This is a genomic window from Epilithonimonas mollis, from assembly GCF_900142325.1.
In the GTDB taxonomy this organism is placed as follows: Bacteria; Bacteroidota; Bacteroidia; order Flavobacteriales; family Weeksellaceae; genus Epilithonimonas; species Epilithonimonas mollis.
On the sequence record NZ_FRAM01000001.1, the window covers coordinates 813,994 to 827,250 of the forward strand.

Sequence of the window (13,257 nt, forward strand, 5' to 3'; positions counted from 1 at the left end):
ATTATAAAACTGCAAAAGTCACAAAAGAAATTGAAAATAATGAGTTACATAAGTTCAAAAATAAAATCTTTAGAAAATATATTTTTGGAACTTCTGAAAAACTAAAATATGCTTTTGTGACTTTTATGCGGTTTGAAAATATCAAAACAATGAAAAACCTTTTACTAGCTTTAATATCCGGAGTTTTGTTAGCCATTGCCTGGCCAACATACGGGATTCCGTTTTTTATATTTTTTGCCTGGGTTCCGCTTTTGATGATGGAACATAATATCACCAGGTTCAGTAATATCAAAAAGAAAAGCTTAACGGTTTTTTGTTTCTCATATATCACTTTTCTGATCTGGAATTCGGTGACAACCGGCTGGCTTTACAACTCTCAATTACCTGATGGGAGCAAATCACTTCTGGCGGTTTTGTTTCCGGTTCTGACCAATTCCCTCTTTATGTCGGTTTTCTTTCTTTTCTATCATTTTTATAAGAAAAGTCAGGGAACGTATTTTGGACTGATGTTTTTTGTAGCAATCTGGATGTGTTTTGAAAAGCTTCATCTCATTTGGGAATTTACCTGGCCATGGCTCAACCTAGGAAATGTCTTTGCTGAATACCACCAGTTTGTTCAATGGTATGATACTCTGGGGGCAACCGGCGGAAGTTTCTGGATCCTGATATGTAATGTTATGGTATTTTATACCATAAGAATTTGGGAAGCCGGGCGAAAAAGAAAGTCATTGATTAAGAATGTATCGATGTCTGTTGGTTTCATTGTTTTGCCGATGGTTATTTCTTTGGTTAAATATGATATTTACTCTCCAGAAACTATTGGAACAATCAACGTCGCAATGCTCCAGCCAGCGCTTGACCCCTACACTGAAAAATATCAAAAAGACAGTTTGACGATTGAAAGTGATTTGCTAAAATTAGCATCAGAGAATTCAAAAGTTGGATTGTATCGCGCACCGGGCGATCCAAAACCTAACGAAAACATCGACTTATATCTCGCTCCGGAAACATCATTGCCCGGAATCGGTGGTTTCAGCGAGAGAGGTTTTCATAACAGCTTATTAATTAATAATATCAAAAGTTTTCTTTCCCAACATCCGAAGTCTGTTTATGCAGGAGGTATTTCCAGTTATTATGTTTACAAAGAAGGTGAGGAAAAATCTTCTACAGCAAGTTATCTCGAGAGACAAGGCATCTGGGTGGACAATTACAATTCAGCGATTCAAATCCTGCCAACTAGTCAGCAGCCGGAAATCTATCATAAAGCGATGCTGGTTCCAGGTGTCGAGATCTTTCCTTATATTAAAGTTCTGAAACCCATTTTAGGCAATGCAATGCTGGATCTGGGCGGAACAACTAGTTCTCTCGGGGTTTCCGATGAAAGGAAAGTATTTGCCAATCCTTACAACAAATCTGTGATTGCACCCATCATCTGCTACGAAAGTATCTATGGCGAATTCGTGACTGGTTATGTAAAAAAAGGTGCGAATATTTTGACGATTGTTACCAACGATTCCTGGTGGGGCTATTCGCAGGGACATAAGCAATTACTGGTCTATGCCAAGCTTCGCGCGATAGAAACCCGACGCGAAATTGCGAGAGCAGCCAACAGCGGAACCAGTGCCCACATCAATTCCCGTGGCGATATTGTAAACGAATTGCCTTACGGCTCAAAAGGTGCATTAACCGCAAAAGTGAATCTGATTAACAAAGAAACGTTCTACACCAAAAGCGGGGATTTCCTTTCCAGAATCTGTATTTTTGTGACTGGTGCTTTATTACTTTTTATTCCTGGAAGAAAGTATCTGGTAAGAAAAAAATAACGAACTGAAGTTTGAATAATAAAAAAAGCAAATAGACTTATGAATCCATTTGCTTTTTTGGTGTTACACTGAACGATTCTTTTTATTTACTCCAACACGAATTTCTTAGTAATCACCTTGCCGGATTTGGTACGGAAAACTGCGAGATAAAAACCTTTATTAATTTTATTCAAATCAATTGTCCCGAATGAAAGCAGATTTTTCGATTCCAGCAATTGCCTTCCGCTTGTATCGATAATTGAAACAGATTCCACAGTTTTTTTTCCTAGTTTATAATTCAGAGATTTATCTTTAACAAAAATCTCCACCGAATTATTGTCAGATTCCGAAACCGCAAGAAACGCACCTTTCGCTGTTTCTATAATAAATTCCAGTCCAAGTTTCGCAAATTTAGCGGCGTGTGTTGCGTTGTTTCCCATATTGGAAAGTTTATCATTAACAGTGTGGATGTTCGGATTATATTGAGAAAAAGAAGCTTCAAAAGGGAATGCCGCATCGTATCCGTTGTTTGCCCAGCTAAAATGATCGGAACAGCCATAGTTGCAAATCGTATTACCATAAGTGAAAGCATGCGTTCCTGTTTTATTGTAATGTTCCATCAGTTCAATCAGAAACAGATTAAGGTCATTGCTGTTATAAGAATCCGTCGTCAGATAAACATCTTTTGAAGAACCTTTGTAGTTCGTCATATCAAACTGGACGAAAGACACTACATTTTTATTATCAAGCGCATATTGCTGAGCAATTTCCGATGAGCCGACAAGTCCTATTTCCTCAGCAGCATAAGCCATGAACTCAACAGTCTTAGCCGGTTTATAATTGATATTCAAAAGAACTCTGATCATCTCGGAAACTGTGGCAATTCCCGATGCATCATCATCCGCTCCGGGCGCATTATTAACGTTATTGGTGATAGAATCCATATGTGCGCCAACAATTATATATTCATTAGGCGACGTGGTTCCATTAATTGTAAGAATCAGAGAAGGCATCGTGGTACCGACATGATTGACTACTCTCACAGAAATATCCGTTCTTCCGGAAGCTGTAATCAGGCTTTGCCATTTGGTTTTCAGATCCTGAACTGCTGTTTTGGCTTTCACTGTGGTATGATGGCGGGTTCCGTAATTTTCCAGAGCCTGAATGTGATTTTTGATGTTATCTGCACTCACTTTTGCAATGGCTGCATTCACAATTGCATCCTGATCTATGGTGAAATCCAGAATTCTGTTGGATTTTTTAGTTCTGCTGATGGCAGAAACTGCTTCTTCCTTTGAGGATTTATAAACATAACCTGGGCCATGGGTGATAACGTTATGATGCAGAAAATCAGCAGCTTTTTTATTTAGAAAAACAGCAGCACTGTTATTATTAGTGCTGATAATCTCTATATCATCAGGGAATTTTGCTTTCAGCTCATTTGCATTTTCTGCGTCTGTTGTTGCATAAAATTTATCCGCTTGTGCAAAAGTCTGACTGAACAAAGCCAGAGTTAGTATAGACAGTAATTTTTGTTTCATTAATATAAATTATTTAACTTTTATCTGATGTAAAAATAATCAAATTATCGAATCGATATTATTCACATATAATTTTAATTAAAAACTCTTTTATTTGGAATTATTTTTGAATAAAAGTGGGAAATAAATTTTGATATGAAAAAAATATTCACAAAAATTATGATCCCTGTCTCTATTGGCTTTATGGGACTTTTTATTTTAAATTCCTGTTCTGTGGGGATTCCGGAAAAGGCAACTGCTATTCAGAATTTTGATTCGGAAAAATATCTCGGAAAATGGTATGAAATTGCAAGATTTGATTACCGTTTCGAAAAAAACCTGAACCAGGTCACTGCCACGTATTCCAAAAATCCCGATGGAAGCATCAAAGTTGATAACAAAGGATATGATTATGTCAAAAAAGAATGGAAACAAAGCATTGGCGAAGCGAGATTCGTTAACAAAGAAACGGAGGCGAGACTAAAAGTATCTTTCTTTAAGCCATTCTGGGCCGGATATAATGTTATAGAACTGTCTGGCGATTATAAATATGCTTTGATTGCCGGAAACAATTTGAAATACCTATGGATTCTTTCTAAAGAAAAAACAATTCCTGACGATGTGAAAAATCAGTTTCTTGAAAAAGCAAAAGTAATTGGCTACAACACCTCTGAGCTGATATGGGTGAAACAATAGATAGAATGCTCAGCTCATAAAAATCAGATGGATTTCTTTTCATTTTATAAATCAAATTGCTAACTTGTAGTTGTAAAACAAAGCACAAAAACAATTGATAATATGGCGTTTATAGATTATTATAAAATCCTGGGTCTCGAAAAAAATGCATCTGCAGATGATGTTAAGAAAGCTTACAGAAAGTTGGCCCGCAAATACCATCCTGATCTGAATCCTAACAATAAGGAAGCAGAAAAAAAATTCAAGGAAATCAATGAAGCAAATGAAGTTCTGAGCAATCCGGAAAATCGGGAAAAATATGATAAATATGGCGAAAACTGGAAACATGGTGAAGAATATGAGCGTGCGCAGCAACAACAGAGACATCAACAGCAGCGCTATTCAGGAAATTCCGGCGGATTTTCAAGTACGGATTTTGGAGATGGTGAAGAGTTTTCTGATTTTTTCCAATCGATGTTCGGCGGTGCAGGCGGTTTCGGAAGAAGTTCGAGAGGCAGTGCAAGCGGAAAATTCAAAGGTCAGGATATTTCTGCAGAACTGAACCTTAGTCTTAAAGAAGCTTCAAAAACACATCAGCAGACTTTTGACATCAATGGTAAGAAGGTACGCATTACAATTCCTGCAGGGATCTATGACGGACAGCAAATTAAATTGAAAGGTCACGGAAATCCAGGAATGAACGGCGGTCCGCAAGGCGACCTTTATATTACTTTTAATATTTCGGAAGACAAAAATTTCAAACGTGAAGGCAATGATCTGAAAACCGCGGTGGCTATTGATCTTTATACAGCTGTTTTGGGTGGCGAAGTTAATATAGAAACGCTTGATGGCTCAGTAAATCTGAAAGTGAAGCCTGAAACCCAAAGCGGAACAACGGTGAGACTGAAGGGCAAAGGTTTTCCGGTTTATAAAAAAGAAGGCGAATTTGGCGATCTTTATGTGACTTATCAGATAAATATCCCTACCAATCTTAACGAAAAACAGAAAGAACTTTTCCGACAACTAAAAAATTCTTAGCATGAACGAAAGAATCTCAATAGAAGAAATCATCCGGCTTTATAAAATAGACTACAGTTTTCTGAACCAACTGATTGATTCGGAGTTACTGCATCCGGAAACTGAAAACAGTATTCAGTATATTATTTATGAAGAATTGCCTCATCTTGAGCGTTTTGCAAACTGGCATTATGATCTGGATGTTAACCTGCCGGGAATCGAAATTATCCATCAGCTTCTGAATCAGCTGGAAGAACTTAAAAATGAAAACAGACGCCTGCTTCATAATATGCCGAAATTCGAAAACTGGGAAGATGCAGAGTTTTAGTCATTTTTCTTCATAGATTTGTACAATGGAATTATATGATGTTCTTATTGTCGGCGGCGGTCCCATAGGATTAGCCTGTGCTTTGGAAGCGAAAAAAAAAGGTTTACGATATATTGTTATCGAGAAAGGAACGGTTGCGAACAGTCTTTACAATTATCCTTTATACATGACATTTTTTTCCACAGCAGACCGACTGGAAATTGACGAAATCCCATTTATCACCACCAAACCAAAACCGGGCAGACAGGACGCTCTGGAATATTATCAGGGAATTGCACGTCAGAAGGATATCAATATCAGGCTTTATGAAAAGGTTCTTAATATTGAGAAATCCACTTTTTTCCAGGTCGAGACAAGCAAACAAATCTATTTTGCTAAAAATGTAATTGTAGCAACAGGTTTTTACGATATTCCGAATCTGATGGATATCCCTGGAGAACATCTTCCTAAAGTAAAACACTATTATACAGAACCTTACCCTTACGCTTTTCAGAATGTTGCAGTGGTGGGCTCCAGCAATTCTGCGGTGGATGCAGCTTTGGAAGTCTACCGCAAGGGCGGCAATGTAACCATGATTGTCCGGCATCATGAGATCTCGAACAGTGTCAAATACTGGGTAAAACCCGACATTGAAAACCGGATAAAAGAAGGCAGCATCAAAGCCCAATTCGGTGCAGAACTTGTGGAAGTAAAGCCGGACTCGGTGGTTTTTAAAACCAGTAACAATGAAATCAAAGAGATAGAAAACGATTTCGTGCTTGCGATGACCGGATATTTACCAGATTTTGAATTCCTGAGAGCTATCGGAATCAATTTAAAAGGTGACTGTCACAATCCTCATTACAATCCGGAAACCATGGAAACCAACCTGAAAGGAATCTATCTTGCAGGTGTTGTCTGTGGCGGAAAAGACACACATCTTTGGTTTATAGAAAATTCCAGAATCCATGCCCGGCTAATCATTCAGGATATAATTGGAAAAAATAACAACTGATCAAAATTTATCAATAATATTCCTTTTTGTAAAAATTATTCTCCAGGATTGGTATTCTTTTTGTAATTTAAGGTCAGAGAAATAAAAACTATGAACTTTCGATTTACAAAAAACACAATTACTTTATCCATCATCTTTTCCCTATTCCTGATCCAATGTAAAAAAGACGAATCCGTTTCCTCTTCAGATAAAAAGAACAATCCTGTGACCGATGTTTCGGGTTCTGACGACAAAAAAGATTATGAAGAAAAAATAGAAGAGGAAAAACCAAAAATTCCGGACGTTGTTATTCCGCGAAAAGATTTTGGATTTTATCCATGGGTTTATAAAAATACCGATTCGGTTTCCCAAAAGAACAAAAAAGAATTCACGGGCAAAGCACTTTATACAATTTTGGCACTGAACAGGCTCGACAGATCCAATATCGGAGCAGCCGACACATTGGTGGTGCCGGCAAAAATTGAAGAAGATTTTCTGAGATATTCGCCTTTCCCGGGTCATGTGACAACGCTGGAAAATGTCAAGAAATTTGTTTTCTTTTCTTATCCGATCCAGGCCTTTGGCGTTTATGAATACGGAAATCTCATCAAATGGGGACCAACGAGTATGGGAAAAAAAGCAACGCAGACCAAACGGGGGCTTATGTTTGCCAACTGGAAAAAAGAAGTTGCCATCTCCACTGTCAGCGACGAATGGAAACTACGCTGGAATGTGAACGTTGCCAATTTTGACGGCATTGGCTGGCATCAGTATGCAATGCCTGGTTATCCTGCGTCCCATTCCTGTCTGCGGATGCTGGAAGAAGATGCAAAATGGATGTACACATGGGTTGATACGTGGATTCTTAACAAAGGCGGGCAAACCACAAGAGCGAAAGGAACGCCATTGATTGTTTATGGTGATTATCCCTGGGGAAAAAGAAGACCTTGGAAAAAGCTATTGGATTCTCCAGATGCTAATAATATTTCTGAAGACGAAATGAACAAAATCATCGAACCTCAGCTGACAGAAATCATGAAAGAACAGGAAAACCGTGACACGGTTATCCAGCAGGTCGAACAGGAGAAAAAAGCCAAAGCAGATTCTCTGTTAGCTGTCAAAACCCAGGACTCTGCAAAAATGAATTAAATTTCAAAATTATAATTGAAAAAATCGGAGTTGATTTCTCCGATTTTTTATTTAAATATTCCCAACTACTGTTTTAATCTGAGTGAATTCTTTCAGTGCATGCAAGGATAACTCGACACCATATCCCGAGGATTTTGCACCGCCAAAAGGCAATCTTGTATCGGAACTCGTCGCTTTGTTGATAGAAACTGTTCCGGATTCCAGATTTTCGATGAAATACTGAGCTCTTTTTTTATCTCTTGTCCACACCGAATTTCCTAATCCGAACGGAATATCATTCGCAAGCTTCAGAATATCTTCATCATCCTTTCCTACCATCAGAATAGCCAATGGCCCGAAAAGTTCTTCCTGCAGGACCGGGTTACCTTCTTTTACCAGAATAATCCCGGGACGGAATTCATTTTCAGAAATACGCTCCAGAGGAAGAATTATTTCCGCTCCGTTTTTCAGGGCTTTTTTATATTGTTTTTCCAAATCGTCCGCCAGATCGGGTCTTGCCATTTTACTAAGCTTGGTGTCTTTTTTCATGGGGTCGGCCGGCTGATAAGAGGTGTATTCTTCTATAAACTTAGGAACAAAATCTTTTTCAACCTTTTCATGAACGATAAAACGTTTTGCCGCGTTACAGATCTGACCTGTGTTTTGCAGTTTTGCCCAGGGTCCTTCTTTTGCCGCTTTTTCAAAGGCAGAATCTTCCAGAATTATAAAAGCATCACTGCCGCCCAGTTCCAGAACTGATTTTTTAATATTCTTTCCGGCCAGAGCAGCAACTGTTCCTCCCGCTTTTTCGCTTCCTGTGAGACTAACGCCTCGCACAAGCGGATTTTCCAGGATTTCCCTGATCTCATCATGCCCGATTCTCAGGTTCTGAAAAACAGATTCGGGAAAACCGGCTTCAGCAAAAGCATTTTCAATTTCATCACCACTTCCGAAACAGATGGAAGCATGCTTAAGTAAGACAACATTTCCGGCAAGTATTGCGGGAATAGCAAATCTCAGAACCTGCCAGAAAGGGAAATTCCAGGGCATCACGCCAAGGATGATTCCCATCGCATCATAATGAACTTCGCTCACAGTGAATTCTGTTTTGATTTTTTCAGGTTTCAGTACATTTTCTGCGGTCGCATAAAATTTTATCATTCCTGCACTTTTTTCGATCTCCGCAATAGATTGCGTGATCGGTTTATGCATCTCTGATGTGATAGTTGCTGCATATCTTCCTTTGTTCTTTTCGAGAACTTCTGCGAGTTTTAAAAGGAATTTTTGTCGTTCTCTGAAAGGAAGTTTTTTCCAGACGGAGAATGTTTTGTGTGCAGAACTGATATGTTTTGATAGATCCATTTTCAATTTTATTTTTGATTGTTGGCTGCATTATTGCGCCAAATTTTCACTGCTAAAAATAGTTTATCAGATAGAAATCTGCAAATTTTCAGCATCAATCATTTTCATAGAGAAAATCAGAAATAAATTCTAATTATTAAATTTTTTCAGAATTTTTTCAAATGTATTGAGATTCCGGCTGGTCATTTTATCTTTCAGGCTTTTTTTGCCGAGGACTTTCCCAAATGCAGAACCGAGCGTTTGTCCTTTCGGAACTTGCCAATAGAATATATTATTGATGATTTTAGCTTTTTCAGCTTCTGCATTATTTGATTTCTCAAATTCTTCCAGCAATGTTTCCTCAATATTTTCCGAACCGATAAAAACATAGTTATGATAATTATCGATTACCGGAAACGGATCATTTTTGAAAATAACGTCGATTTCTTTTTCAGTTCTGATGAAGAGGAAAGCTTCGTAATTGAAATATTGTGACATTGCTTTTTCCAGAATATTTTTAAGCTCGGCAGAGTTTTTATCTGACTGAAAAAGGATATTTCCGCTGGCTAAAACTGATGAAACATTATTCATGCCTGCCTGGGAAAATACTTCGCAGACATCTGCCATTTTCATACTGGTTCCGTTGACGTTGACACCGCGGAGAAAAGCGCAATAGTTTTTCATAATCTGATAATCGATGAATTGCAAACTAGCCCCGATAGCAGCGGCATCCTTTTTTTGCGATGGGAAAAGCTTTGGCAAAAAAGATATAGCGGATAGCGGGATTAAGCTTCTAAAAAAGTTATGATAAATATAAAAAAACGGACAAAATCCATTTGTCCGTTCTGTTTTTTATTGTGTAACCTTCATCAACTGTTTTGTGATGTTGTCCATTTTTTCGGCTTCATAGGTCGTGTCATAATCCTTCATTATATCGAAAAGATAGGAGTAGAACGATGTCACTTTCTGAACATCATCTGCTTTTTTGAAAGCTTTTTCTTTTCCCATCTCCTGAAGATCCTTGATGAAATTGTTGAATCTTTTGTCAATGACATCCAGTGAATTAACAAGATACTGGTAGCCTTTTTCTTTTTGTCCGATTTTGTTATAAGCATCGGAAACGGCACCAACAACGAGCGAGTATTCCATGGGTTTGGTTTTCATCTGTCTGGCGGCGTAAACCTGGAATTTTGGTGATAATCTGGTGTAATAATCATATTCTTCAAAGATTCCTTTCTTAAGTTCTTCTGCCAGTTTGAGACCTTTCTGTTCCTGGCCGGCAACGATGTACGCATAGACTATTGAGCTTAGAGATCTCGGGTCATTGTATTTGGAAACAGGAATTTCTCTGCTTGCCAGATCCAGAACCTCGATGGCTTTTTGCTTTTCACCTTTCATCACAAGTGCCTCTGCTGCGCGGCTTGCAGATGATCTGTAGCCGATGATATTCTGTGTACAGGTTTCGTCAAAGTGTGTCTTGAGATCCTTGAAATTACCCCATCTGTAGTTTTTTACAATTTTGTAGAGTTCATCTGCATTCACCATTCCAAGCTCTCCATCGGGAGATTCTTCCGTTTTGATTGGCACCAGCCTGTAACTGAATCCGTCAAACTTAAGATAATCTGACAGGAAGAATAAATTGCTTCCGTCGTAGATACCGCCGCTTGAAAAGTTGATCGGCCGTTTCCAGTCGAAGTTCGCCAGGATATCCATCATCATCAGATTATTCTTGAACATGCTGGATCCTTTGTAATTGATAACGATTTGTTTTTCTGCTTTTTGAGCTTCTTCGGGTGTAATGATACCGGATTTTATCGCATTATTTACATTCACCGGAAGTACAAATTTGGAAACCGGAAGGATATTGAACTTCTGAAAACGTTCTTCTCCAAACACCATTTTAACGATTTCGTCTTTTTCAGGCGATTTCATTTTAAGGAAACTGATAGCTTCTTTCAAAGTCATGGAGTCCTGGGTGAGATATTTTCTGAAAGAGGCCAGTTCTGTATCAGGAACACCCTGATCTTTCATATTGGCAAAGATGTTTGACCAGTCATCTTTTGACATCATGTAAACCTGATCATTAGAACCTTCTCTGTAATCCTCGTGTGTTAAAGATGACGGAACAGGCATGGCGTTGTATGTTCTTCTTTTGACCTGATCGATATTCCAAGGTGTGGATAACAGCGTGAAATTCACCACTTTCACGTCCGGACGGAATTCCTCGGTTTCCTGAATCGCCCAGACAGGGTAGGTATCATTATCACCATACACGAACATTATACCGTCTTTCGGCAAAGATTTTAAACTGGAATAGGCATAATCGTATGCAGTATAACGACCACTTCTGTCGTGAACATTATAATTCTGGAAGCCCATCATCAATGGAATTCCTAACAGTATGACACCAACAATTATCTGAGTCGATTTACTTTTTATTTTTTTCTGAAGCAGCCAGTAAATTGCCGCAACGCCTAATCCGATCCAAATTGCAAATGCGTAAAAGGAACCAACCATCGCATAATCTCTTTCACGAGGTTCAAATGGTTTCATACCTGTATAAAACACAATTCCTACACTCGTTAAAATGAATAAAGATAATATCGCATAGAATCTTCCGAAATCTCTGTTCAACTGGAAGAAGAATCCGAGTAATCCTAAAATCAACGGAAGCATAAAAAACTTAACCGTACTTTCATTTTGGAATTTAGCAGGCATCTCGCTCTGATCTCCCCAAATATTATTATCTATAAAAGGTATACCTGTAATAAAGTTTCCGTTCGTATTTTCCATATGGCCTTCTACATCGTTCTGGCGACCGGCAAAATTCCAAAGCAGATATCTTCCGAAATAATAGTAATTCTGAAACGTAATGAAGTAATCTAAATTCTGAGCCAATGTAGGTTTCTGAACATTGATGATTCCAAATTGCTTTGCCTTTAGATAATCGTCCATTTTGATGGTTCCGTTCTCATATTTCTGACGAAGCTCATCAAAGAATTGCTTAGCTTCAGGACTTTCAGAGATTTGCTCATTTCCGTAATTGAAAGTAAAATCCGGTGCACCGTACATCGATATATAATTAGGCATTACCGATTTATCTTCGCTGAACATCCTTGGCAGAAAACCAACATGCTCTTTACTGTAAACATAATTGAACTTCTCTCCAACTTTACGGTATTGTCCTGTGGTAGGATCCTTCTCGTATGTATCCCCTGTCTTTTCTGTTTTGTAGCTTCCGTCCTCATTTTTTTGAATTCCGTTCGGATCCAGATAAGCGGTATAGTTTTGACCATATAATGTTGGCCAGTCACCATATTGTTCACGGTTGTAATAATCCAGCATGCCCAAAGCATTATCCGGATCATTAAGGTTCATCGGCGGATTGGCATTAGCTCTGATCGGTATTACAAGCCAGCAGGAGAATCCGATCATCATAAAAACGATTGACAGTGCAACAGTCTGGTAAAGGGATTTCCCGGTTCTTCTTGTATAAGTAATAAATAAATAACAGAGAACAACCAGAATAACAAATGCGAAAACGGTTCCCGAATGGAAAGGTAAACCCAATCCGTTAACAAAGAATATCTCAGATTTCCCGAACAAAGTCATTATCACCGGGAAAATAATTTTGAATACAATTGCCAGGATTACCAGCGTGATGGCATTTGCCCAAAGAAATGACTTCCATGTAAACTGGTAATTCCTTGTATAATAGATCAGACAGACCGCAGGGAGAGCCAGCATACACATCATATGTACCCCAACCGAAAGGCCAATTACAAAAAATAAAAGAATAATCCATCTTTCGTTGTCCTTTTCCCGATACTCGTTTTCCCATTTTGTAATCAGCCAGACAATCAGTGCAATGAACATACTGGCCATTGCATAAACCTCGCCTTCAACGGCTGAAAACCAGAATGTATCAGAAAATGTAAAACATAATGCACCGACAGCTCCTGCAAAAAATGTTGCGATTTCCTCAGCTACAGAGATATTCTCGAATTCCTTATTCAGCAGTCTTCTTACGAGATGGGTAATGGTCCAAAACAAAAACAGGATCGTAAATGCGCTGAACAAAGCCGACATCGCATTGATCACCAATGAGTATTGCTGCCCGTCTCCAAATGCAAACAAAGCAACCACAGCACCCACCAGTTGGAACAATGCTGCTCCAGGTGCATGCGTCACCTCCAGCTTAACGGCAGAAGAAATATATTCTCCACAATCCCAAAAGCTAAAGTTGGGCTCGATGGTCGAAAGATAAGTGATAAATGCAATTACAAAAACGACCCATCCCAGAATGGTGTTCCATTGTTTAAAAGTCCAATTCTTCATAAGGAAAATGAAATATCGGCGAAATTAACGTTTTTGATTCAGTTATCTAAGTTTTTAACAAAAATTAAATATTGGTTTATTTTTTGAAAACAGCAGAAAAACAATCGAAATATCGGCAAGGATTATTTGATTAAA

General features: G+C 38.4%; 10 protein-coding genes. 6 read left to right on the forward strand and 4 right to left on the reverse strand.

The window, feature by feature from the left end; genetic code table 11:
• The first annotated feature begins 149 nt into the window (after positions 1-149).
• On the forward strand, positions 150-1,823 hold the full coding sequence (lnt, locus tag BUA97_RS03635) for an apolipoprotein N-acyltransferase (RefSeq protein ID WP_072997197.1): 1,674 nt from the start codon (positions 150-152) through the stop codon (positions 1,821-1,823).
• An 86-nt stretch (positions 1,824-1,909) separates the two neighbouring features.
• On the opposite strand, the gene BUA97_RS03640 is transcribed toward lnt, so the two are convergent.
• Positions 1,910-3,343, reverse strand: coding sequence for a M20/M25/M40 family metallo-hydrolase (locus BUA97_RS03640; protein ID WP_072996488.1), 1,434 nt, complete (start codon positions 3,341-3,343; stop codon positions 1,910-1,912).
• Positions 3,344-3,478: 135 nt separating this feature from the next.
• On the opposite strand from BUA97_RS03640, the gene BUA97_RS03645 reads away from it, so the two are divergent.
• The 5 genes from BUA97_RS03645 (at position 3,479) to BUA97_RS03665 (ending at position 7,464) form a co-directional block, all read left to right on the forward strand.
• A complete protein-coding gene (locus tag BUA97_RS03645) occupies positions 3,479-4,018 on the forward strand; it encodes a lipocalin family protein (RefSeq protein WP_072996489.1) in 540 nt (179 codons plus the stop codon).
• A gap of 102 nt (positions 4,019-4,120) precedes the next feature.
• Complete coding sequence (locus BUA97_RS03650) at positions 4,121-5,035, forward strand: DnaJ C-terminal domain-containing protein (protein WP_072996490.1); 915 nt, start codon at positions 4,121-4,123, stop codon at positions 5,033-5,035.
• A gap of 1 nt (position 5,036) precedes the next feature.
• Positions 5,037-5,342: a chaperone modulator CbpM gene (locus BUA97_RS03655; RefSeq protein ID WP_072996491.1), complete on the forward strand. Its 306-nt coding sequence runs from the start codon at positions 5,037-5,039 to the stop codon at positions 5,340-5,342.
• 25 nt (positions 5,343-5,367) lie between these two features.
• Complete coding sequence (locus tag BUA97_RS03660; RefSeq protein WP_072996492.1) at positions 5,368-6,336, forward strand: YpdA family putative bacillithiol disulfide reductase; 969 nt, start codon at positions 5,368-5,370, stop codon at positions 6,334-6,336.
• 90 nt (positions 6,337-6,426) lie between these two features.
• Entirely contained in the window at positions 6,427-7,464 is a 1,038-nt protein-coding gene (locus BUA97_RS03665) for a L,D-transpeptidase (protein WP_072996493.1), read from the forward strand.
• A 51-nt stretch (positions 7,465-7,515) separates the two neighbouring features.
• Here the strand turns inward: BUA97_RS03665 and BUA97_RS03670 are convergent, their stop codons facing one another.
• The 3 genes from BUA97_RS03670 to BUA97_RS03680 form a co-directional block, all read right to left on the reverse strand.
• A complete protein-coding gene (locus BUA97_RS03670) occupies positions 7,516-8,805 on the reverse strand; it encodes an aldehyde dehydrogenase family protein (protein ID WP_072996494.1) in 1,290 nt (429 codons plus the stop codon).
• A 129-nt stretch (positions 8,806-8,934) separates the two neighbouring features.
• On the reverse strand, positions 8,935-9,468 hold the full coding sequence (locus BUA97_RS03675; RefSeq protein ID WP_072996495.1) for a DUF1697 domain-containing protein: 534 nt from the start codon (positions 9,466-9,468) through the stop codon (positions 8,935-8,937).
• 168 nt (positions 9,469-9,636) lie between these two features.
• A complete protein-coding gene (locus tag BUA97_RS03680) occupies positions 9,637-13,122 on the reverse strand; it encodes a glycosyltransferase family 117 protein (RefSeq protein WP_072996496.1) in 3,486 nt (1,161 codons plus the stop codon).
• Positions 13,123-13,257: the final 135 nt, after the last annotated feature.

Excerpts from the sequence above, each read along its gene's own strand:
- BUA97_RS03650 (WP_072996490.1), top strand. The coding sequence starts at position 4,121 with ATGGCGTTTATAGATTATTATAAAATCCTGGGTCTCGAAAAAAATGCA.
- BUA97_RS03640 (WP_072996488.1), bottom strand. The coding sequence starts at position 3,343 with ATGAAACAAAAATTACTGTCTATACTAACTCTGGCTTTGTTCAGTCAG.
- BUA97_RS03675 (WP_072996495.1), bottom strand. The coding sequence starts at position 9,468 with ATGAAAAACTATTGCGCTTTTCTCCGCGGTGTCAACGTCAACGGAACC.
- BUA97_RS03655 (WP_072996491.1), top strand. The coding sequence starts at position 5,037 with ATGAACGAAAGAATCTCAATAGAAGAAATCATCCGGCTTTATAAAATA.
- BUA97_RS03680 (WP_072996496.1), bottom strand. The coding sequence starts at position 13,122 with ATGAAGAATTGGACTTTTAAACAATGGAACACCATTCTGGGATGGGTC.
- BUA97_RS03665 (WP_072996493.1), top strand. The coding sequence starts at position 6,427 with ATGAACTTTCGATTTACAAAAAACACAATTACTTTATCCATCATCTTT.
- BUA97_RS03645 (WP_072996489.1), top strand. The coding sequence starts at position 3,479 with ATGAAAAAAATATTCACAAAAATTATGATCCCTGTCTCTATTGGCTTT.
- BUA97_RS03670 (WP_072996494.1), bottom strand. The coding sequence starts at position 8,805 with ATGGATCTATCAAAACATATCAGTTCTGCACACAAAACATTCTCCGTC.
- BUA97_RS03660 (WP_072996492.1), top strand. The coding sequence starts at position 5,368 with ATGGAATTATATGATGTTCTTATTGTCGGCGGCGGTCCCATAGGATTA.
- lnt (WP_072997197.1), top strand. The coding sequence starts at position 150 with ATGAAAAACCTTTTACTAGCTTTAATATCCGGAGTTTTGTTAGCCATT.